General features: G+C 74.3%; 17 protein-coding genes. 9 read left to right on the forward strand and 8 right to left on the reverse strand.

The window, feature by feature from the left end; all coding sequences use genetic code 11:
• Positions 1-10: 10 nt before the first annotated feature.
• Complete coding sequence (locus tag ACFPGP_RS14650) at positions 11-1,435, reverse strand: WS/DGAT/MGAT family O-acyltransferase (protein ID WP_378591370.1); 1,425 nt, start codon at positions 1,433-1,435, stop codon at positions 11-13.
• A 263-nt stretch (positions 1,436-1,698) separates the two neighbouring features.
• Here ACFPGP_RS14650 and ACFPGP_RS14655 point away from each other — a divergent pair, with 263 nt between their 5' ends.
• From ACFPGP_RS14655 to ACFPGP_RS14665, 3 genes are all read left to right on the forward strand, one after another.
• A complete protein-coding gene (locus tag ACFPGP_RS14655) occupies positions 1,699-2,052 on the forward strand; it encodes a hypothetical protein (protein ID WP_378591371.1) in 354 nt (117 codons plus the stop codon).
• 75 nt (positions 2,053-2,127) lie between these two features.
• The gene (locus tag ACFPGP_RS14660) at positions 2,128-3,231 is read left to right on the forward strand and encodes an FUSC family protein (protein ID WP_378591373.1); all 1,104 of its coding nucleotides are present in this window, start codon (positions 2,128-2,130) and stop codon (positions 3,229-3,231) included.
• 13 nt (positions 3,232-3,244) lie between these two features.
• Positions 3,245-4,423, forward strand: a complete 1,179-nt coding sequence (locus tag ACFPGP_RS14665; protein ID WP_378591375.1) for a DNA polymerase IV — start codon at positions 3,245-3,247, stop codon at positions 4,421-4,423.
• Here ACFPGP_RS14665 and ACFPGP_RS14670 read toward each other — a convergent pair.
• Entirely contained in the window at positions 4,411-5,604 is a 1,194-nt protein-coding gene (locus tag ACFPGP_RS14670) for a glutamate--cysteine ligase (protein ID WP_378591378.1), read from the reverse strand. The two genes, ACFPGP_RS14665 and ACFPGP_RS14670, sit on opposite strands and share 13 nt — an antisense overlap.
• A 61-nt stretch (positions 5,605-5,665) precedes the next feature.
• Here ACFPGP_RS14670 and ACFPGP_RS14675 point away from each other — a divergent pair, with 61 nt between their 5' ends.
• Positions 5,666-6,985 (forward strand): threonine/serine exporter family protein, encoded by a 1,320-nt coding sequence (locus ACFPGP_RS14675; protein ID WP_378591379.1) that lies wholly within the window; start codon positions 5,666-5,668, stop codon positions 6,983-6,985.
• 17 nt (positions 6,986-7,002) lie between these two features.
• Here ACFPGP_RS14675 and ACFPGP_RS14680 read toward each other — a convergent pair whose 3' ends face one another.
• From ACFPGP_RS14680 to ACFPGP_RS14690, 3 genes are read right to left on the reverse strand one after another with little or no spacing between them, the layout of a single operon-like run.
• Complete coding sequence (locus ACFPGP_RS14680; RefSeq protein ID WP_378591381.1) at positions 7,003-7,554, reverse strand: DUF402 domain-containing protein; 552 nt, start codon at positions 7,552-7,554, stop codon at positions 7,003-7,005.
• 47 nt (positions 7,555-7,601) lie between these two features.
• Entirely contained in the window at positions 7,602-8,438 is an 837-nt protein-coding gene (locus ACFPGP_RS14685; RefSeq protein WP_378591382.1) for an SDR family NAD(P)-dependent oxidoreductase, read from the reverse strand.
• Complete coding sequence (locus ACFPGP_RS14690; protein ID WP_378591384.1) at positions 8,435-9,937, reverse strand: flavin-containing monooxygenase; 1,503 nt, start codon at positions 9,935-9,937, stop codon at positions 8,435-8,437. Before ACFPGP_RS14690 ends, ACFPGP_RS14685 begins: the two co-directional genes overlap by 4 nt.
• A gap of 50 nt (positions 9,938-9,987) precedes the next feature.
• On the opposite strand from ACFPGP_RS14690, the gene ACFPGP_RS14695 reads away from it, so the two are divergent.
• Positions 9,988-10,584, forward strand: a complete 597-nt coding sequence (locus tag ACFPGP_RS14695) for a TetR/AcrR family transcriptional regulator (protein WP_378591385.1) — start codon at positions 9,988-9,990, stop codon at positions 10,582-10,584.
• 12 nt (positions 10,585-10,596) lie between these two features.
• Here the strand turns inward: ACFPGP_RS14695 and ACFPGP_RS14700 are convergent, their stop codons facing one another.
• Together ACFPGP_RS14700 and ACFPGP_RS14705 are read right to left on the reverse strand one after the other, a co-directional pair.
• Complete coding sequence (locus tag ACFPGP_RS14700; RefSeq protein WP_378591387.1) at positions 10,597-12,081, reverse strand: sensor histidine kinase; 1,485 nt, start codon at positions 12,079-12,081, stop codon at positions 10,597-10,599.
• On the reverse strand, positions 12,078-12,812 hold the full coding sequence (locus tag ACFPGP_RS14705) for a response regulator transcription factor (RefSeq protein WP_378591388.1): 735 nt from the start codon (positions 12,810-12,812) through the stop codon (positions 12,078-12,080). Before ACFPGP_RS14705 ends, ACFPGP_RS14700 begins: the two co-directional genes overlap by 4 nt.
• Before the next feature lie 98 nt (positions 12,813-12,910).
• On the opposite strand from ACFPGP_RS14705, the gene hrpA reads away from it, so the two are divergent.
• From hrpA to ACFPGP_RS14725, 4 genes are all read left to right on the forward strand, one after another.
• The gene (gene hrpA, locus ACFPGP_RS14710; RefSeq protein ID WP_378591528.1) at positions 12,911-16,810 is read left to right on the forward strand and encodes an ATP-dependent RNA helicase HrpA; all 3,900 of its coding nucleotides are present in this window, start codon (positions 12,911-12,913) and stop codon (positions 16,808-16,810) included.
• A 45-nt stretch (positions 16,811-16,855) separates the two neighbouring features.
• Positions 16,856-17,461 (forward strand): hypothetical protein, encoded by a 606-nt coding sequence (locus ACFPGP_RS14715; protein ID WP_378591390.1) that lies wholly within the window; start codon positions 16,856-16,858, stop codon positions 17,459-17,461.
• 229 nt (positions 17,462-17,690) lie between these two features.
• Positions 17,691-18,155, forward strand: a complete 465-nt coding sequence (locus ACFPGP_RS14720; protein WP_378591391.1) for a type II toxin-antitoxin system PemK/MazF family toxin — start codon at positions 17,691-17,693, stop codon at positions 18,153-18,155.
• 87 nt (positions 18,156-18,242) lie between these two features.
• Positions 18,243-19,655, forward strand: a complete 1,413-nt coding sequence (locus tag ACFPGP_RS14725; RefSeq protein WP_378591393.1) for an ABC transporter substrate-binding protein — start codon at positions 18,243-18,245, stop codon at positions 19,653-19,655.
• A 17-nt stretch (positions 19,656-19,672) separates the two neighbouring features.
• Here the strand turns inward: ACFPGP_RS14725 and ACFPGP_RS14730 are convergent, their stop codons facing one another.
• Positions 19,673-21,073: an HRDC domain-containing protein gene (locus ACFPGP_RS14730; protein WP_378591395.1), complete on the reverse strand. Its 1,401-nt coding sequence runs from the start codon at positions 21,071-21,073 to the stop codon at positions 19,673-19,675.
• Positions 21,074-21,075: the final 2 nt, after the last annotated feature.

The raw sequence follows: 21,075 nt of genomic DNA on the forward strand, positions 1-21,075 counted from the left end.
GAGGCGACCACTAGGCGCCCCGGACGCCGGCGGCCTTCTCGAGCGCGGCGACCTCGTCGTCGAGGAAGCCGAGCAGGCGCTGCAGGTGGGGCACCGTGCGCCGGCAGCCGGTCAGGCCGAAGCACATCTTGCCGTCGTACGACGTGCAGGTGATGTTGAGCGCCATCCCGTTGATCGGGATCGACAGCGGGTAGGTGCCGAGCAGCTCCGCACCGTTCCAGTAGTGGGTGGTGCGCGGGCCCGGGACGTTGCTGATGATGAGGTTGTACGGCGGGCGGACGATCCCCTGCATCCGGAGCAGGGGCGTGAGGATCGCCGGGGCCTGGCCGATCGCGCTCATGGCGAGGATCTGCGTCGGCGTCATCGACGACAGCGCCTCCTTGCCCTCCTTCATCGAGCGGTGGATCGACTCGAGGCGGTCGGCGGGGTCGGGCTGGTCGGTGGCCAGCTGCACCATCACCGAGCCGACCGCGTTGCCGCCCTCGGCCGAGGCGACGCCGGCCTGCTTGGCGTTGAGGCCGACCGGCACCATCGCCACCAGCGGAGTCTCGGGCAGAACGTCGAGCTCGAGCAGGTAGCTGCGCATGGCGCCCGCGCACATCGCCAGCACGACGTCGTTGATCGTGGTGCCACTGGCCTTGCCGATGCCGCGCAGGCGCTCGACCGGCCAGTCCTGCGCGGCGAAGCGGCGCGAGCCGGTGATCGACTGGTTGAGGATCGTGCGCGGCGCGTGGAGGGAGACGCTCGAGGTCTCGTTGCGGACGCCGGCCCGCAGGGTCTTGATCAGCGCGCCGGGCATGCCGGCGGCCTCGGCGGTGATGCCCAGCGCGGTGTGGAAGGCCGACACGGGGACGTCGGCCAGGGAGCGCTCTGTCTCCTCGTTCGCCCTGCGGCTCGCCGTACCGGCGCGGCTGCCGGGCTGGACGCCCCACATCGCGGGCATGCCGCGCTTGTCGGAGTCGGTGGTGAGCACGCTCTGCAGCAGCCGCATCGCCGAGACGCCGTCCACGAGGGCGTGGTGGATCTTGGTGTACATCGCGACCCGTCCGTCGCGCAGGCCCTCGATCACGTGCGCCTCCCACAGCGGGCGCTCCCACGCCAGCCGGGTGCTGTGCAGCCGCGAGCAGAGCTCGAGCAGCTCGCGCACCCGCCCCGGCTGGGGCAGCGCGCTGTGGCGCACGTGGTGCTCGATGTCGAACTGCTCGTCGGGCTTCCAGACCAGCTGGCCGGCCGTGCGCGGCGAGCGGTAGGGGTGCTTGATGAACAGCGGGGCGATCTCGTCGACGTCGCGCATGGCGTCGTACATCTCCCGCACGTAGCCGCGGCCCGCGCCCTCGGGCTTCCTGAACAGCTGCAGGCCGCCGACGTGCATCGGCATGTTGCGGTTCTCCGCCAGCAGGAACGCCGCCGAGGTCGGGTCGATCGGGGTGGCCACGGGGCCTCCTGTCCTGCCCTTGCGGGCGCTGCGGTCCCCGTGATCCTCCCGGGTCCGGGCGGGGGTCTCAAGGGGAACGACGAACTGCGGCGGCGGGTTCCGACGCGCCCTGGTGTCGCCGACGGCCCGCCCGGCGTCCACAGGCCGGCTCCGGAGCAGCCTCGTCCACAGGCCCGGCTCCACGCCCCTCGCAGCGTCCCCTCCGCTCCCTAGCGTCCTCCTCGTGCCGGACCTCCCGGCACGACGACGAACGGGGAACGGACATGCAGATGAGGCTGAAGGCGTGCCTGCGGCACTACGGAGCGGGCGTGGCGGTGGCCGGGGCGGCGCTCGTCGCGGCCGGTATCGGGACGGCGGTCGCGGTCGAGCCGGAGGCGGCCACCACGGCGCCGCCGGACGACACCATCGTCAGCATCATCGGCGACCGGGCGAACGGCTTCGGGATCGAGTACTACGACGGCAGCGCGATCTACCCGCCGACCGGCTCGGAGGCCCGGGCCGAGTGCGGCGAGTACGACCAGCGGCTGGCCCGGGTGCGGTGCCGCACGGACGTCCGCACGTGGTACCGCGACCTCACCGACTTCAAGGTCGCGCTCGACTGGGCGCACGCGTCGTGACCGCCCGGGCGCCGGGGGTCTCGGGCCTCGCCCCGCCCCCGGCTCCCGGTGCGAGCGTTCTGGCAGGATCGGCCCATGGAGGCCGCTCCGCTCGACCGCGCCTGGCGACGGAGCCGGGTCTCGGTGCGGGCGCGGGTGGCGCGGACGCGCGCGAAGACCTGGCAGATCGCGCAGTGCGCGGTCGCCGCCGGGGTGGCGTGGTGGCTCGCGGCCGGGGTCTTCGACCACCCGACGCCCTTCTTCGCCCCCATCGCCGCGGTGGTCAGCCTGGGCACGTCCTACGGGCAGCGGCTGCGGCGGGTCGCGGAGGTGACGATCGGGGTGGCCCTGGGGGTCTTCATCGGCGACGCGCTGGTGCAGTGGGTCGGGGTGGGCCCCTGGCAGCTCACGATGATCGTGGCGCTGGCGATGTCCGTCGCGTTCCTGCTCGACGGGGGCCAGCTCCTGGTGACCCAGGCGGCCGTGCAGTCGATCGTGGTCGCGGCGCTGGTGCCGGGCCCCGACCAGGCCTTCCTGCGCTGGACCGACGCGCTGATCGGCGGCGCGGTCGCGCTGGTCGCGGCCACGCTGGTCCCCGCCGCGCCGCTGCGCCGGCCGCGCGAGCAGGCCGCCGTCGTGGTCGGCAAGATCGCGGACCTCCTGCGTGCTGCCTCCGACGTGATGGCGAACGGCGAGGCCGAGCCGGCGCTCGACCTGCTGGCCGACGCCCGGTCGACCGACTACCTGATCCGTGAGCTGCAGGTCGCCGCGGACGAGGGCATGGCGGTGGTCGCCTCGAGCCCGTTCCGGATCCGGCACCGCCCGGGCATCCGGAAGATGGCCGAGCTCGTCGAGCCTCTCGACCGGGCGCTGCGCAGCACCCGCGTGCTGGTGCGGCAGACGGCGGTCGCGGCCTACCACCGGCGACCGGTGCCGCCGGCCTACGCCGTGCTCTGCGACGAGCTCGCGGCCGCAGCCACCGTGGTCGGCCAGGAGCTGGCGGCCAACCGGATGGCGGAGGTCGCCCGGGAGCCGCTGCTGGTGGTGGGCGCGGCGACCGGACGGGTCGACCGCACCGAGATCCTCTCGGCCGAGGTGATCCTGGCCCAGATCCGCTCGGTCGTGGCCGACCTGCTGCTGCTCACCGGGCTCGACGAGCTCGAGGCCACCGACGCGCTGCCGCCCCCGCCGCGGGCGTGAGCGGGGTCGCGCGGTGGTGAGGCCGGTCGGTGTCGTGGCGCGGGAGGACGGCGACCTGCGGCGCTGGGTGCTGCACGTCGACCTCGACCAGTTCATCGCCGCGGTCGAGGTGCTGCGCCACCCCGAGCTCGAGGGCCTGCCCGTCGTGGTCGGGGGACGCGGCGACCCGACCGAGCGCGGGGTGGTGTCGACGGCGTCGTACGCCGCCCGCGAGTTCGGCGTCGGCTCCGGGATGCCGCTGCGGGTCGCGGCCCGCAAGTGCCCGGAGGCGGTGTTCCTGCCGGTCGACGCACCGGCGTACGAGGAGGCCTCGCGGCAGGTCATGGACACGCTGCGCGGCCTCACCTGGTCGGGTCGACCCGTCGTGGTCGAGGTGCTCGGCTGGGACGAGGCCTTCCTGGCCGCCGGCGAGACCGGGCCGACCGGGCCCGGCGGGCCGGCCGGAGGGGAGGCCGTGGCGGAGGGGGTGGGGGGAGGCCCTCCCGGGCAGCACGACCCGCTCGACTTCGCCGCCACCATCCGCGAGGAGGTCCTCGCCGCGACGGGGCTCCACTGCTCGGTCGGAATCGGCGACAACAAGCTCCGCGCCAAGATCGCCACCGACTTCGGCAAGCCGCGCGGCAGCTTCGTGCTCACCGACGACAACTGGTTCGAGGTGATGGGCGACCGGCCGACCGAGGCCCTGTGGGGGATCGGCCGCAAGACGGCCAGGAAGCTCGCCGACCTCGGCATCCACACCGTCCGCGAGCTCGCGACCTCGGACGCCCGCGAGCTCGCGGCGAGCCTGGGGCCGACGATGGGCCCCTGGTACCACCGGGTCGGCCGCGGCGTGGACACCAGCCCGGTCGACGCCACGCCCTACGTCCCGCGGGCCCACGGGCGCGAGGAGACCTTCCAGGCCGACCTCGAGCAGTGGGCCGACGTCGAGGCAGCGGTCGACCGGCTGGCCCGGGCCGTGGTCGTGGACATCGACCGCGAGGGTAGGCCGGCACAGCGGGTCGGGATCAAGGTGCGCTACCGGCCGTTCTTCACCGTCACCCGCAGCCTCACCCTGCCGGGTCCGACGAGCGACCCCGACACGGTGGCGGCGGCCGCGGTCAGCCTACTGGGGCGGGTCGAGCGCGACCGTCCGGTGCGCCTGCTCGGCGTGCGGCTCGAGATGACCGAGCCCGACGGCGGCTACCCCCGCTGAGCCCCGGGGGCGGGCGGGCCGGCCACCACGCCGGCCGCCGCGGGCCAGCCACCGTCCAGGGAGTCGCGCAGCTCCCCGACCACGGCGTCGACCACGGCGACCAGGTCGCCGTCGTGGGCGGCCGCCACCGCCCGCTGCCGCTGGTACGACGCGCCCCGGCGCGGGATGTCGGCGACCGCGCGCAGCTCCGGCTCGCAGTCCAGGCGCCGGGCGACGGGCGACAGCCGCTCGAGCAGGTCGTCGAGGTCGTCGGTGACCAGGCGCTCGTGGCACCGGTCGTCGACGATCACCACGGCCTCGAGCCCGTAGCGGGCCGCGCGCCACTTGTTCTCCTGCACGTGCCAGGGCGGCAGCGTCAGCAGGGTCTCGCCGGCGGCGAGCCGCTGGTCGAGGTCGACCACCAGGCAGTGCATGAGCGCGGTCAGCGGCGCCAGCTCCTCGAAGGTCGAGATCCCGTCGCAGGCACGGTTCTCGATCGTGCCGAGGCGGCCGGAGGGCCGGATGTCCCAGCGGATGTCGTGGAGGTCCTCGATGATCCCGGTGGTGACCTGGTCGTGCACGAAGCGCTCGTACTCCGCCCAGGTCTCGAACTGGAAGGGCAGCCCGGCGGTCGGCAGCTGCTGGAACATCATGGCCCGGTTCGACGCGTAGCCGGTGTCCACGCCCGCCCAGACCGGCGAGGACGCGGAGAGCGCCTGCAGGTGGGGGTACTGGTTGAGCAGCGACGACAGCACCGGCATCACCCGGTCGACCTCGGGCATGCCGACGTGCACGTGCACACCCCAGATCAGCATCTGCCGGCCCCACCACTGGGTGCGCTTGATCAGCTCCTCGTAGCGGTGGCCCGGGGTCAGCTGCTGGTGGGTCCACTCCGCGAAGGGGTGCGTCCCGGCGCAGTAGAGGTCGACGCCGAGCTCGTGGGCGGCCGGTGCCACGACGTCCAGCGTCGACCGCAGGTCCGCCATCGCCTCGCCGACGCTGCCGCAGATCCCGCTGACCACCTCGACGGTGTTGCGCAGCAGCTCCTGGTGCAGCTTGCCCGGGTCGGGCAGCCGGGGGAGCACCGTGTCGAAGAGCGCGGCCGCGCAGTTCGCCAGGTCGCGGGTGTCGCGGTCCACGAGGGCGAACTCCCACTCGATCCCCAGGGTGGGCCGGGGCGAGGCGCGGAACTCGATCTGCACACCACGAGCCTCGCACAGGCCCCCACGACGACCCAGTGCTGGTCCTGACACCATCGTCCCCATGCAGGACGGCCGCGAGCTCAACCTCACCCTCGACTTCTGCCTGCGGGTGGGTGAGCTGCTCCTCTCCTCGGGGGCCGGGGCAGCCGACGTGACCGCGACGATGCGCTCGCTCGCGTGGCACCTCGGGGTCCGCCACGCCGACATCGACGTCACGTTCACGTCGTTGTCGATGAGCTACCAGCCCAACCCGGAGGACCCGCTCGTCCTCCAGGTCCGCACGGTCAAGCAGCGCGACATCGACTACGAGGACCTCACCCTCGTCGACCACCTCGTGCGCGACGTGCTCCACGACGAGGCCGACCTCCACGAGGCACGCGCCCGCCTGGCGCAGATCGTCTCCTCGGGCCACACCCTCCCGCGATGGGCGGTCACGCTCGGGTGGGGAATGATGGCGGGCGGCTTCGCCGTCCAGCTCGGCGGCTCGGCCACCGTGGTGGCCGGCGCCTTCCTCGCCGCGGTCTGCATCGACCGGCTCCAGCTGGTGATGGCGCGCCGGCGGCTGCCGATCTTCTACCGCCAGGTCGCCGGGGGCGCCGTGGCCACGCTCATCGCGGTCGCCGCCGCCCTGACCCCGCTCGACGTCGACACCTCGCAGGTCGTCACGGCGAACATCGTCATGCTGCTGGCCGGCGTCGGCTTCATGGGCGGGCTGCAGGACGCCCTGTCGGGCTTCTACCTGACCGCCGGGGCGCGGCTGACCGAGGCGCTGCTCGCCACCGCCGGCATCATCGCGGGCGTCACCGGGGGCCTCACCGTCGCCGACGTGGCCGGGGTCGAGATCGGCCGTGTCGAGCCGGGTGCCGTCTCGCTGGAGAGCATCCCGGTGGCGGTGGCCGGCGGCGCGGTGTGCGCCGCCGCGTTCGCGTTCGCCTCCTACGCGCCGCGCCGGATCATCGCACCGATCGCGCTGGTCGCCGGCGTCGCGCTCGCCGTCGCGGAGACCCTGACCGTGCAGGGCTTCGACCGCGCATGGTCGGTGGCCATGGCGGCCCTGTTCGTCGGCCTGGTCAGCTACACCGTGGCCGGGCGGATGCGGGTGCCCCCGCTGGTCGTGGTGGTCTCGGCCGTGGTGCCGATGCTGCCGGGCCTCTCGATCTACCGCGGCCTCACCCTGATCGGCGAGGGCAAGCGGCACACGGCGGAGGGCCTGCTCGCCATGGCGACCGCCGCCTCGGTGGCGATCGCCCTCGCCGCTGGCGTGATCCTCGGCGAGTACATCGCCCAGCCGCTCAAGCGCGAGGCCCGGCGGCTCCCGCAGCGCCTGGCCGGACCGCGCCTGGTCGGCCCGCTGCGCGAGTCACGCCGCCGGGGGCGCTGAGTCCGCCCGCTCGCGGGTCAGTCGACGAGGTCGAGCCAGGCCAGCGGCACCCGCCCGTCGTACGGCGGGTCCCCGGCCACCATGGCCGTGCGCAGCGTCTCGCACGAGGCGACCGCCTGCGCGACGACCTCGTCGGGGTAGCCGTACGCCACCCGGTGCGCGGCGAACTCGTCCTCGTCGTCGACCCACACCCGCCCCGTGGTGCCGCGCACCACGTCGAGGTCGAGGTCCACGGCCCGCAGCACCTCGCCGTCCCACGTCGGCGGCGTGGTCACGTCGACGTAGACCTCGACCGGCGCGCCCAGCGACTCCCAGTACGGCGCGCCCCGGCCGTGGAAGGTCGCCAGCCAGCCCCGCGACTCCGCGGGCCCCGGCGCCGGGACCAGGCCGACCTGCCGGTTGGGGGCGACGTACGTCGCGCCGGGCCGCGCCATCGCGGTGCCCGGTGTGATCCCGAGCCAGTCGCCGTGCTCGTCGGAGCCGAGCAGCACCGCGTCGAACTCCCAGTGGGCGCGGCCGCCCCACTTCTCCATCGCGACGCGGACGCGTGAGCCGGCGGCAGGGGGCACGCAGCCGTTCTACCAGCCCGCGCCCCGGCCGCGCGGGAGCCGAGGTCTCAGACCGGCTTGGCCGGCAGCCAGCGCTTCGAGACCGTCGCCACGACGTCCTGGTAGCGCGACCCGGTCAGCCGCGCGAAGTGGTGCAGCGCGTGCGCGTCGAGCCCGACCAGCACCCGCGCCTTGTTGCCGGTGATGCCGCCGACGATGATCTCGGCCGCCTTCTCCGGAGACATCGTGGCCAGCTTCTCGTCGAAGAGCCTGGCGGTCGCCTCCTTGTCCTCCTGCGAGGAGACCCGGGCGTTGCGGGCGATCGCGGTCTTGATGCCGCCGGGGTGCACGGCGGTCACCCCGACCGGGTGACCGGCGATCAGCATCTCCTCGCGCAGCGCCTCGGTCATGCCGCGCACGGCGTACTTGGTGGCGTTGTACAGGCTCTGCCCCGGCATCGAGATCAGCCCGAAGAGCGAGGAGATGTTGACGACGTGTCCCTCGCCCGAGGCGATGAGGTGCGGCAGGAACTCCTTGGTGCCGTGCACGACGCCCCAGAAGTTCACCCCGACGATCCAGTCCATGTCGGCGTACTCGAGGTCGGTGAAGTCCCCGGTCAGCGCGACGCCGGCGTTGTTGACGACCACGTTCACCCGGCCGAAGTGGTCGGCGACGGTCTCGGCGTACGCCGCGAACGCCGCGCGGTCGGCCACGTCGAGGTGGTCGGCACGGGCCTCGCGGACGCCGGCGTTCTTCACCAGGTCGACGGTCTCGGCCAGGCCGGCGTCGTCGACGTCGGAGACCGCGAGCAGCGCGCCCTTCGCGGCCAGGTCGAGGGCGAGCGCCCGCCCGATGCCGGAGCCGGCGCCGGTGATCACCACGACCTTGTCGGACAGGTTCTTCATGCCGGGATCCTCTCGGGGGTGGTGGCCGGCGTCGAGACCTCGTACGCCGCCGGGTCGAAGCGGCTCAGCAGCCGCCGGAACGCGAAGGTCGCCCGCGGCCAGAGCACCGTGTTGCGGCCGTGCGCGTCGAGGTACCAGCTCGCGCAGCCGCCGGTGTTCCACACCGTGCGCCGCATCCGCCGCTGCAGGGCGTCGTTCCAGCGGGCCTGGGCAGCGGCGCGCGGCTCGACGGCGGCCCAGCCGGCCGCGCGCATCGTGCGCACCGCGTCGCGCAGGTAGGCCACCTGCGACTCGATCATGAACACCATGCTCGAGTGACCCAGGCCGGTGTTGGGGCCGACGAGCACGAAGAGGTTCGGGAAGCCGTGCACCGTCGTGCCCTTGTAGGCGTTCATGCCGGTCCCGGCCCAGGTGTCGGCCAGGCTGGCCCCGCCGCGGCCGTGGATCCGCTCGGCGATGGGCAGGTCGGTCGTGTGGAACCCGGTGGCCACGACGATGACGTCGACGGGTCGCTCGGTGCCGTCGGCGGTGACGATGCCCGTCGGCGTGACCCGCGTGATCGCGTCGGTGACGAGCTCGACGTCGTCCGCGGCGACGGCGGGGTAGTAGGCGTTGGAGATCAGGATCCGCTTGCAGCCGATCTCGAACTCCGGGGTGAGCCTCGCGCGCAGGTCGGGGTCGGAGACCGCCTTGTGGAGGTTGGCGAGCGCCATCCTCCGCGCCGGGGCGAGCAGCCCGGGTCGCCGCGTGAAGCCGGGCACGTAGGTCTCGCGGCCCCAGTAGATCGCCGTGCGGTAGAGCTTCTGCAGGCCCGGGACGTGGCGGAACGCCAGCCGTTCGAGCCGGGTGTAGCGCCGGTCGTGGCGCGGCATCACGTAGGGCGCGGTGCGCTGGTAGACGTCGAGGTGCGCGGCGACCTTCTGCAGCTCCGGCACGATCTGGATCGCCGAGGCACCGGTGCCGATCACCGCGACCCGCGTGCCGGCGAGGTCGACGTCGTGGTCCCAGCGGGCGGAGTGGAAGAGGTGGCCGCCGAACTCCTCGATCCCCTCGATGTCGGGCAGCCGGGGCTCCGAGAGCCCGCCGGCGCCGACCACGAGGGTCTGCGAGGTGACGGTGCCGGCCGAGGTCACCGTGGTCCACGTCCGGGTCGCGTCGTCCCACGACGCGGACTCGACCACGGTGTCGAAGGCGAACCGGTCGAGCACGCCCGACTCGCGGGCGACCCGGCGCAGGTAGGCCTGGATCTCCGGCTGCGGCGAGAACGACATCGACCAGTCGGGGTTGGGGGCGAAGGAGAACGAGTAGAGCTGGCTGGGCACGTCGCAGGCGGCGCCGGGGTAGGTGTTGTCGCGCCAGGTGCCGCCGACGTCCGGGCCCTTCTCGACGACGAGGAAGTCGCCCTCGCCGTCCTCGTCGAGCTTGATCGCCGTGCACAGCCCGGCGAAGCCGGCGCCGACCACGAGGTGGCGCACGTCCGCGGGGAGCGAGGACTCCATGGCGGCGACCGTACTGGCGTTATTGAACAAGTGTCAATAAACTCCGACCCGTGACCACGGACACACCGCGCACCCGGCTCTCGCCGGAGGCCCGTCGCGCGCAGCTGCTCGACCTCGGCGTCAGCCTGCTCGCGACCCGCTCGCTCGACGAGCTGACCATCGACGTGCTCGCCGAGGAGGCCGGCATCTCGCGCGGGCTGCTCTACCACTACTTCGGCGGCAAGCGGGAGTTCCGCGAGGCGGTCGTCCGCCGCGCCATCGACGACCTCGTCGCGCAGACCGCGCCGGCGGAGTCCGCCGACCCCCTCGAGCGGCTGGTGGAGTCGATGCGGGTGTACGTCGACTACGTGGCGGCCAACTTCGAGGGCTACACCTCGATCGTGCGGGCCGCGGCCGGCGGCAACGACACCCTGCGCGGCCTCTACGAGGAGGCCCGCACCGCCCTCACCGACCGGATCTTCACCGAGGGCGCCCAGGGCGACCTGGTCCCCGACACCCCGGCCGCGCGGCTGGCGGTGCGGGGATGGTCGGCGATGGCCGAGGAGCTCGTGCTCACCTGGGTCGCCGAGCCGGGCGAGGTCACGCGCGACCAGCTCGTCGAGGCCCTCGCCGCCTCGCTGCCGGCGGTGGTCGAGCTCCTGCACTGACGGACCCTCGGGTCAGCGGGGCAGGTGCACCGCGACCGTGGTGTCGCCGGGCGCGCTGGTCAGCTCGACCCTGCCGCCGTGGGCGGAGACGATCGCCTCGACCAGCGAGAGGCCCAGGCCGGTGCCGGTGGTACCCGGGGCCAGCGCACCCGCGGTGCCGCGGGTGCGGGAGGCGCTGCCGCGGCTGAACCGCTCGAAGGCCCGCAGGTGGTCGCCGTCGAGCAGGTCGGGCGGGAACCCCGGGCCGTCGTCGTGCACCGCGAAGCCGTCGGGCAGCGCCCGCACCGTCACCGTGGTGCCCGCGGGCGTGTGCCGCCGGGCGTTGGCCAGGAGGTTGCTCACCACCTGGTGCAGCCGCACCCGGTCGCCGGTCACCTCGACCGCCTCGTCGGGCAGCTCGAGCCGCCACTGGTGGTCGGGGGAGACGACCCGCGCGTCCGAGACCGCCTCGAGCAGCAGGCGCGTCAGGTCGACCGGCTCGCGGTGCAGCGGCTGGGCCGCGTCGAGGCGGGCCAGCAGCAGCAGGTCCTCCACCAGGCGGGTCATCCGCGCCGACTCCTCGTCGACCTTCGCCAGGGCGGTCTCGGCGGCCGCGGCGTCGTCGGGGCGGCGCCGGGCCAGCTCGGTGTAGCCCGCGATCGTGGCGAGCGGCGTGCGCAGCTCGTGCGAGGCGTCGGCGACGAACTGCCGGACCTGCTGCTCGCTGCGGTGCCGCGCGTCCAGCGAGGTCTCCACGTGCGCCAGCATCGTGTTGAGCGCCGCGCCCACCTGACCGACCTCGGTGCGCTCGTCGGTCAGCCGCTCGGGCACCCGGGGGGCCAGGTCGACCTCGCCGGAGCCGAGCGGGAGCGTGGCCACCTCGTGGGCCGTCGTCGCCACCTCGCGCAGCGGCCGCAGCTGGCGTCGTACGACGACGGTCCCGGCGACCGCGGCGATCACGACGCCGAGCAGGGTGAGCAGGAGCTCCCAGAGCAGCAGCTGCTCGAGCACCTCGTGCGTGTCCGAGGTGGGCAGGCCGACCGCGACCACGGTCCGGGTCGAGCGCAGCACGCGGAACTCGCCGTACCCCCCGAGGGTGACGGTGTGCGCCCGGCCGTCGACGGGCACGTCCTGCAGCCGGGCGATCTCGTCCTGCGTGAGTGCGGGGGTCTGGACCCGGCCGCCCCGGTCGCCGGCGAGCACGTTGCCGGAGCCCGTGCCGTCGTTGTAGAGGTAGGCCGTCACGGTGCCGACGCCCTGCCCGCGCACGTCGTCGGGCTCCCCGTGCTCCCCGCTCTCGTCGTCGCCGTCGGGGTCGGGGAGCGGCACGGGCTGCCCGGTGACCGGTGGGGAGTTCTCCGCCCGCATCAGCGCGGCTCGCACGTCGTCGTCGAGCTGGCCCATCAGGTAGGACCGCGTGGCCAGCGCCGCGAAGGCCCCGATCAGCACCGACACGAGCGCGACCAGCGCCACCGCGGTGACCACGAGGCGCGCGGTGAGGGAGCGGGGCCAGGTCACCGGTCCCCGTCCGCCGGCGCGTCGGTGGCGGGCTTGAGCACGTAGCCGGCGCCGCGCATGGTGTGGATCATCGGCTCGCGCCCGGCGTCGACCTTCTTGCGCAGGTAGGAGATGTAGAGCTCGACCACGTTGGCCTGGCCGCCGAAGTCGTAGTGCCAGACCCGGTCGAGGATCTGCGCCTTGCTCAGCACCCGCCGCGGGTTGCGCATCAGGAAGCGCAGCAGCTCGAACTCGGTCGCGGTCAGCGTGATCTCCTCGCCCGCGCGCCGCACCTCGTGGCTGTCCTCGTCGAGCTCGAGGTCGCCCACCACCAGCACGTTGGACGCCTGGGCCTGGCGCGCGCCGGCCCGGCGCAGCAGCCCGCGCAGGCGGGCGACGACCTCCTCGAGGGAGAACGGCTTGGTCACGTAGTCGTCGCCACCGGCCGTGAGCCCGGCGATCCGGTCCTCCACGGCGTCGCGCGCGGTCAGGAACAGCACCGGGACGTCGGGGTCGGTGCTGCGCAGGCGGCGCATCACCTCGAGCCCGTCGAAGTCGGGCAGCATCACGTCGAGCACCACGGCGTCGGGGCGGAAGTCCCGCGCGGTCGAGACCGCCTTGGACCCCGTGTGCGCCGCCTGGACCTCCCAGCCCTCGTAGCGCAGCGCCATGGTGATCAGCTCGGCGAGGTTCTCCTCGTCGTCCACCACCAGGACGCGGGGCGGCGTCCCGTCGGCGCGCGTCAACGTCATGACCACCAGTCTGGACGGGTTTGCTGTGGGTTTCCTGTGGACGCTCTGTGCGCGGCACGGGAAAACCGGAACGACGCGCCGTGGGCCGCTCCGGCACAATGGCCCGCGTCGTGTCCGAGTCCCCTGCGCCCCCCAGCCCCGACGGGCACAGCCCCGACGGGCTGCGCATCACCTACCCGCCCGAGCTGCCGGTCACCCAGCGCCGCGACGACATCGCGGCCGCGATCCGCGACCACCAGGTGGTCATCGTGGCCGGCGAGACCGGGTCGGGGAAGACCACGCAGCTCCCCAAGATCTGCCTCGAGCTCGGCCGCGGCACGCGTCGCGACGGCACCGGGGGCCTGATCGGGCACACCCAGCCCCGGCGGATCGCCGCCCGCTCGGTGGCCGAGCGGATCGCCAGCGAGCTCGGCACCGAGCTCGGCGACCTCGTCGGCTACCAGGTCCGCTTCACCGCCCGCACCTCCCGGTCGAGCCGGCTCAAGCTGATGACCGATGGCATCCTGCTCGCCGAGCTCCAGCGCGACCGCCAGCTGCGCAAGTACGACACGATCATCATCGACGAGGCCCACGAGCGGAGCCTCAACATCGACTTCCTGCTCGGCTACCTCAAGCGGCTGCTGCCGCGCCGGCCCGACCTCAAGCTGGTCATCACCTCGGCGACCATCGACCCCGAGCGCTTCGCCCGCCACTTCGCCGACCGCCGCGGCCGCCCCGCGCCGATCATCGAGGTGTCCGGACGCACCTACCCGGTCGAGGTGCGCTACCGGCCGCTGATCGACCTGCCCGAGGAGGACGAGGAGGGCGAGGCGGTCGTCCGCGACCAGACCGAGGCGATCGTCGAGGCGGTCAAGGAGCTCTCGGCCGAGGGGTCGGGCGACATCCTGGTCTTCCTGCCGGGCGAGCGCGAGATCCGCGACACCGCCGAGGCGCTCGAGTCGGCGTACGGCCTCGACCGGGCGCACGGCGGCGGGCGGAGGTCGGTCGACCTCGAGGTGCTGCCGCTCTACTCGCGGCTCTCGGCCGCCGAGCAGCACCGGGTCTTCTCCCCCCACGGCGGGCGCCGCGTCGTGCTGGCCACCAACGTCGCCGAGACCTCGCTGACCGTCCCGGGCATCCGGTACGTCGTGGACACCGGCGTCGCGCGCATCTCGCGCTACTCGGTGCGCACCAAGGTGCAGCGGCTGCCGATCGAGCCGGTCAGCCAGGCCTCGGCCAACCAGCGCTCGGGCCGCTGCGGCCGCGTCGCCGCGGGCGTGGCGATCCGGCTCTACTCCGAGGAGGACTACCTCAGCCGCCCGGAGTTCACCGACCCGGAGATCCTGCGCACCAACCTCGCCAGCGTGATCCTCCAGATGGCCTCGCTGGGCCTCGGCGACCTCGCCCGGTTCCCCTTCGTCGAGCCGCCCGACCGCCGCAACGTGCAGGCCGGCCACCAGCTTCTCGAGGAGCTCGGCGCCCTCGGCCACGACGGCCGCCTGACCGCCACCGGGCGTCGCCTGGCCCGGCTGCCGATCGACCCGCGGCTGGCGCGGATGGTGCTCGAGGCCGAGCGGCGCGGCTGCGTGCGCGAGGTGATCGTGATCGCGGCCGCGCTGTCGTTGCAGGACCCGCGCGAGCGGCCGGCCGAGCAGAAGCCGCAGGCCGACCAGAAGCACGCGCGCTTCCGGGCCGAGGGCAGCGACTTCCTGACCTGGCTCAACCTGTGGCGCTACCTGCGCGAGCAGCAGCGCGAGCTCAGCGGCAGCGCCTTCCGCCGGATGTGCCGCGCGGAGTTCCTCAACTACCTCCGGGTCCGGGAGTGGCAGGACTTCGAGTCGCAGCTGCGCCAGGTGTGCAAGGAGATGCACGTCGAGGTCGGCCGGCCCGCCGACGTCCCGGACGCCGACGGCATCCACCAGAGCCTGCTGGCCGGGCTGCTCTCCCACGTCGGGATGCTGGAGGAGCGGGGCAAGAGCGCTCCCGGCGAGCGGCGCGGCCAGCGCGAGTACCTCGGCGCCCGCGGCGCCCGGTTCGCGATCTTCCCCGGCAGCGGCCTGCACCGGAAGAACCCGCCGTTCCTCATGGCCGGCGAGCTCGTCGAGACCAGTCGGCTCTGGGCGCGGCAGAACGCCGCGATCAGGCCCGAGTGGGCCGAGGAGGTCGGGGCCCACCTGGTGAAGCGCACCTACTCGGAGCCGCACTGGTCGCTCAAGCGGGCCGCGGTGATGGCCCACGAGCGGGTCACCCTGTACGGCGTCCCGCTGGTCGCGGACCGCCTGGTGCAGTTCGGCCGGATCGACCCGCCGCTGGCCCGCGAGCTCTTCATCCGGCACGCGCTGGTGTACGGCGAGTGGCGCAGCCGGCACCGGTTCCTCGAGACCAACCGCCGGCTGCTCGAGGAGGCCGAGGAGCTCGAGCACCGCGCCCGGCGCCGCGACATCGTGGTCGACGAGCACGCGCTCTTCGACTTCTACGACGCGCGCGTCGGCGCCGACGTGGTCAGCGGCGCGCACTTCGACCAGTGGTGGAAGCAGCAGCGCCACCGCACGCCCGACCTGCTCACCTTCGACCCGGAGATGCTCACCAACGCCGCGGCCGGCGAGATCCGCGAGGCCGACTACCCGACCGCGTGGCAGTCCGGCGACACCGGTCCGGGCGAGGGGCTGACCTTCCCGATCAGCTACCACTTCGAGCCGGGCTCGGCCGACGACGGCCTCACCATCGAGGTGCCGGTCGCCACGCTCAACCGGGTCGAGGCCGACGACTTCTCCTGGAACGTGCCCGGCCTGCGCGAGGAGCTGGTGACCAGCCTGATCCGCAGCCTGCCCAAGAACCTCCGGGTCAGCTTCGTCCCCGCACCCAACAAGGCCCGCGAGTTCCTGGCCGCCGTCCCGCCGGGGGAGGAGCCGCTGCTCGACGCGCTGGAGCGCTACCTGCGCTCGACCACCGGCGTCGTGGTGCCGCGCGAGGCCTGGGACTGGTCGAAGGTCCCTGAGCACCTGCGCCCCACCTACCGCGTGGTCGACGACGCCGGCCGGGAGCAGGCCCGGGGCAAGGACCTCGAGGCCCTCAAGGCGCCGCTGCGGCCGCGCTTCGAGCAGGCCATGGCCGACGTGGCCGCCGACAGCGGCCTGTCGCGCACGGGGGAGACCACGTGGGCCTTCGGCCGGCTCGAGGAGTCGTTCGTGCGCACCCGCGCCGGCACCGAGGTGCGCGGCCACCCGGCGCTCGACGACGAGGGCGAGACCGTCGGCCTGGTGGTGACCGGCACGACCGACGAGGCCGAGGCGCGGCACCGCCTCGGCGTGGCCCGGCTGCTGCTGCTGGCGCTCGACCGGACCGGGGACGACCCGACGCGCGCCGTGCTCGACTCCCTCACCAACGCCGAGAAGCTCGGCCTCGCCGGCTCGCCGTACGCCTCGGTGGGCGACCTCATCGCCGACTGCCGCCGCGCCGTGGCCCTCGCCGCCGTCGACGCCCGGCCACCGGTGCGCGACCCGGAGGCGTTCGACGCGCTGGTCGCCGCCGTGCGGACCGACCACGCGGCGCAGGTGCGCACCGTGCTCGGCGACGTGCTCGCGGTGCTCGCCGACTGGCGCACGGCCGAGCGCGCCCTGGCCGGACGCGCCGAGCTCGCCACCCTGCCGGCGCTGACCGACATGAAGGCGCAGGTCGACCGGCTCGTGCACCGGGGCTTCGTGGCCGAGGCCGGGCCGACCGTGCTGAGGCGGATCCCGGTGCACCTGCGGGCGGTCGTGCAGCGGCGTGCCCGTCTCGACGAGGGCGGCGCGGCGGTGGCCCGTGACCGGCAGCTGATGGCCCAGGTCGCCGACCTGCAGGAGGCCTACCTGCACGCCGTCGACGCGCTGCCTGCCGGCCGCCCGCCGGGCGCCGCGCTGCGGCGGCTGCGCTGGATGCTCGAGGAGTACCGGGTCTCGCTGTTCGCCCAGCAGCTCGGCACGGCGTACCCCGTCAGCGACCAGCGGCTGCGCAAGGTCCTCGCCGAGGCCACGTGATCCCGGCTCCCCGCTTCCCGGCCGACCGGCACGTAGCCTGACCGGGTGACCAGCGACGCTCCCCGGCCGCACCACCGGCCGATGACCCCGGGCGCCTCCTTCTTCGAGGCCGTCCTGGCCGAGAACGACCCCGCCCTGGTCAGCGAGGCCGCCGACCGCGCCGCCACCCTGCTGGTGCGCGGCGCCCGCGACAGCGGCGATGCCCAGGTGGCCGACCGGCTGGTGCACCTCGCGGAGTCCGAGGGCATCGAGACCATCGCCGAGGTGTGGTCGGGCTCGCCCGCCGACTCGCTGGCCGGCTGCCTGTGGCGCCTCTACCTGCTGCGCTCCTGGGTGTACGCCGACCCCGTCGGCGTGGCGCGCCAGTTCGAGGCCGGCCGCGCCGGGGCCCAGGTGGCCCGCGTGGTGGCGGGCGTCGCCGACCCGCCGGGCCCTGACGAGCTCCGGGCGATGGTCGACCAGGTGCTCGCCGGCATCGCCACCGGGGACTTCGCCGACGTGCTGTTCCGCGCCGCCGCGTTCGCGCGCGTCGTCGCCACCGGCCGCGCCTCGCTGCCCTCGCCCACCGAGGCCGAGGTCGCCCGGATGCTGGCGCTCGCCGAGCAGCTCGAGGCCGCCGGCCACCTCGAGCTCGGCGGCCACCTCGCCTGACCCGGCGAGCCCGTCGGAACGGGCGCGGCGTTCCTGTGGGTTTCGGCCTTGGGTCTGCCCTGCCGTCCCGTAGAATCGCCCGGGTGTGCCGGGCCGCGGCAGCCCCGGGTCCCAACATAAGCCGCTACGAGCGGCCACGCGCCGTGAGGCGCTCCCGGTCCGGCACACACCTTCTCTCCCCCCGGCTCACCCCGGGCCGGCGTCCGGTTCGAGCCGCTAGCCTCGCGCCATGCGCTACCTCCGCCGGACCCTCGCCGGCCTGCGGCCCCGTCGCCGGCGTGCCGCTGGTGCGGCCGAGGACCACCCGGCGACGGGGGGCGTCGACTACCGCCCGCGCGCCGACGGTCGTCCGGACCCGGGCGAGGTGGTGTGGGCGTGGGTGCCCTACGAGGAGGACGCCAGCCAGGGCAAGGACCGCCCGGTGCTCCTGCTCGCCGAGCGTGGCGACCGGCTGCTCGGGCTGATGCTCAGCAGCCAGGACCACGACCGCGATGCCGCCGACGAGGCGCGGTGGGGCCGGCACTGGATGGACGTCGGCGCCGGCGCCTGGGACCGCGAGCGACGTCCCAGCGAGGTGCGGCTCGACCGGTTGCTCGAGCTCGACCCCGCCGCCGTCCGCCGCGAGGGCGCGGCGCTGCCCCGGCCGGTGTTCGACGCTGTGATCCAGCGCGCACGCGAGTTCCACCGTCTGTGACGCGGCGGCTCGCGGTGGGTCGCCCCCGATAGGGTGGCGCCGGCGTCGAGCGTGAGGAGACCGGGACCGGTGCGGGGAGTGCGGGCAGTGAGACGTCGGCGGGCTGTCGCCGCGGCGTTGGCGACGCTGGTGGTGCTCGGGGTGACCACCGCGTGCGAGGCCGGCTCCGACGACCCGCCGCCGTCCCCCGACCCGCAGCCGTCGGCCTCCTCGGAGGCCAAGCTGACCGTGGCGGTCACCGGCACCGAGGACGAGATCGCGGCGTACACCTCCGTGATCGAGACCTTCGACTCGCTCTCCGACGACGCGGAGGTGTCGATCGAGAGCTACCCCACCGAGGCCGCCCTGATGGCGCGGCTCCGGCAGGGCGGGGCGGTGCCCGACGTCTTCCTGGCCTCGCGCGACGACCTCGCCTGGCTGCTCGAGCAGGGCGTCACCCAGCCGGTCGACCAGCTCCTCGACGAACGCGGGGTGGACTTCGGCGACGGCTACTCCCGCGACGGCCTGCAGGCCTTCAGCGTCGACAACTCGCTGCAGTGCATGCCCTACGCGATCTCGCCGATGGTCATGTACTACAACACCGACCTCGTCGACTTCGCGAAGATGGAGAAGCGCGGGCTGCCGGTGCCGAGCTCCGACCCGCCCCTGTCGTGGGGGTTCGACGTGTTCGCCGCCGCCGCCGAGTTCGCCAGCCGACCGGCGCGGGGCACCAAGGGCCTCTACGTCGACCCGACGCTGCGCGACCTGTCGCCCATGGTCTACTCCGGCGGCGGCCAGCTCTTCGACGACGACGCCGACCCCACCTCCCTCACCCTCGCGGACAGCAGCGAGTCGCTGGAGAGGTGGCTCGAGCTGCTGCGCAACCCCCAGCTCACGCTCACCCCCGAGCAGCTCCAGCGGCGCCCGGCCCTGGAGTGGTTCGAGCGCGGCAAGCTGGCGATGATCCCCGGCTACCGCGACTGGGTGCCCGAGCTGCGGCTCGTGCACGGCCTGCAGTTCGACACGATCGCCATGCCCGTGCTCGACACCTCGGCCACGGTCGGCGACGTGGTCGGGCTCTGCCTGTCCGCGGACGCCGCCAGTACTCCCGCCGCCGCTGACCTGATGGTGCACATGCTCTCGACCCCGTCGGTGCAGCGGGTCGCCCTCGAGGGCTACATCGTCCCGGCCAACCTCGAGGTCGCGCTCTCCGACGACTTCCTGCAGCCCGGCCGCCAGCCCGAGCACAGCGGGGTCTTCAACAGCGCCGTGCGCGCGATCGACTTCCCGCCCCTGATCTCCACCTGGGCACAGCTCGAGCGGCTCGTGGCCGGCGACCTGCAGGCGCTGATCGACGTGCCCGTGCTCGACGACCTCGCCGAGCGGCTGCAGGCGATCGACGAGAAGAGTCGCACCGTGCTCGACCCCGAGAGCGTCGAGCCGTCGGAGTCGGGGTCGGAGTCCGGCTCGCCCGGCAGCACCTCGGGCGACGGCCCGACCAGCGCCGCGACGACCGGCTAGCCAGCACGACGACCGGGCTACGGGGCCTCGGGTGCGTCGTCGTCGGGATCCTCGGCCAGGTCCTCGACGTCGGCCACGGCCTCGGTCCGGGCGTCGGCGACGGTCAGCGCGTCGGCCTCCAGCACCGCCGCCACGAGCAGGGGGCCGACCAGCTCGACCTGCCACGGCCGCGCGCCCAGCCCGGTCAGCAGCTCGGCCACCCCGGCCCCGAGAGCCTCCGGCTCGCGGGTGCGCGGGGGAGCCCAGAGCACCCGGCGCAGGGAGTCGGGGGTGAGCAGGTTCTCGGCCGGCACGCCGACGCGCTCGGACAGCGCGGACACCGCTGCCCGGGCCAGCGTGAGGCGCCGGGCCGCGACGGGATCCTTCTCCGCCCAGGCCCGGGCCACCGGCGGTCCGTCGGTGCGTGGGGAGCGGGTGGGCAGGTCGCGCTCGGGCATCTCGGCGACCCGGGTCAGCGCCGCCACCCAGCGGCTCGCGTAGCGCTCGGCGCCGCGGCCGTGGAAGCCGCGGGTGCCGAGCAGGGTCGCCTTGTCGAGGGGCCGGTCGTTGGCCCGGTCGCCGGACAGCACCGTGGCGGCGGTGATGATCGCCGAGTCGGGCAGGATCCGTCCGGGGGTCACGTCGCGGCGCTCGGCGATCTCGTCGCGGGTCTCCCACAGCTCGCGCACGGCGCCGAGGGCCCGGCGGCCGCGCACCTTGTGCAGTCCCGACGTACGGCGCCACGCGTCGACGCGCGGGGACGGGCGGAAGCTCCGCATGGCGTCGAACTCCTGCGCAGCCCACTCGGCCTTGCCGGCGGCCTCGAGCTCGGCCGCGAGGCACGCGCGCAGCTCGACCAGCACCTCCACGTCGAGCGCGGCGTACTCGAGCCACGGCTTGGGCAGCGGCCGGGTGGACCAGTCGACGGCGGAGTGCTCCTTGGCCAGGCGGGCGCCGAGCAGGGTCTCGACGAGCGTGGCGAGCCCGACCCGGGGATAGCCGAGCAGCCGCCCGGCGAGCTCGGTGTCGAAGAGCCGCGCGGGGGTCAGCCCGACCTCGGCGAGGCAGGGGAGGTCCTGGGTGGCGGCGTGCAGGATCCACTCGGCGTCGCCGATGGCCTCCTGCAGCGGCGCCATGGAGTCGAACGCGATCGGGTCGACGAGGTGGGTGCCGCTGCCCTCGCGCCGCAGCTGGATCAGGTAGGCGCGCGAGGAGTAGCGGTAGCCCGAGGCGCGCTCGGCGTCGATCGCCACGGGCCCCGTGCCCGCCGCGACGGCGGCGCAGACCTCGGCCAGCCCGGCCGCCGTCTCCACGACGTCGGGCAGCCCGTCGCGCAGCTCGAGCAGCGGCTTCGGGGGCGTCTCGACCTCGACCTCGGCCTCGGCGGCGTCGGCGGGCTCCGCGGGGTCGGGTGTGGTGGGCTCGTCGCTGGTGGTCACGG

The sequence above is a fragment of the Nocardioides taihuensis genome, from assembly GCF_042657275.1.
Lineage (GTDB): Bacteria > Actinomycetota > Actinomycetes > Propionibacteriales > Nocardioidaceae > Nocardioides > Nocardioides taihuensis.

Coding starts and splice junctions, on each gene's coding strand:
- ACFPGP_RS14655 (WP_378591371.1), top strand. CDS start 1,699: ATGCAGATGAGGCTGAAGGCGTGCCTGCGGCACTACGGAGCGGGCGTG.
- ACFPGP_RS14660 (WP_378591373.1), top strand. CDS start 2,128: ATGGAGGCCGCTCCGCTCGACCGCGCCTGGCGACGGAGCCGGGTCTCG.
- ACFPGP_RS14675 (WP_378591379.1), top strand. CDS start 5,666: ATGCAGGACGGCCGCGAGCTCAACCTCACCCTCGACTTCTGCCTGCGG.
- ACFPGP_RS14685 (WP_378591382.1), bottom strand. CDS start 8,438: ATGAAGAACCTGTCCGACAAGGTCGTGGTGATCACCGGCGCCGGCTCC.
- ACFPGP_RS14690 (WP_378591384.1), bottom strand. CDS start 9,937: ATGGAGTCCTCGCTCCCCGCGGACGTGCGCCACCTCGTGGTCGGCGCC.
- ACFPGP_RS14705 (WP_378591388.1), bottom strand. CDS start 12,812: ATGACGTTGACGCGCGCCGACGGGACGCCGCCCCGCGTCCTGGTGGTG.
- hrpA (WP_378591528.1), top strand. CDS start 12,911: ATGGCCCGCGTCGTGTCCGAGTCCCCTGCGCCCCCCAGCCCCGACGGG.
- ACFPGP_RS14720 (WP_378591391.1), top strand. CDS start 17,691: ATGCGCTACCTCCGCCGGACCCTCGCCGGCCTGCGGCCCCGTCGCCGG.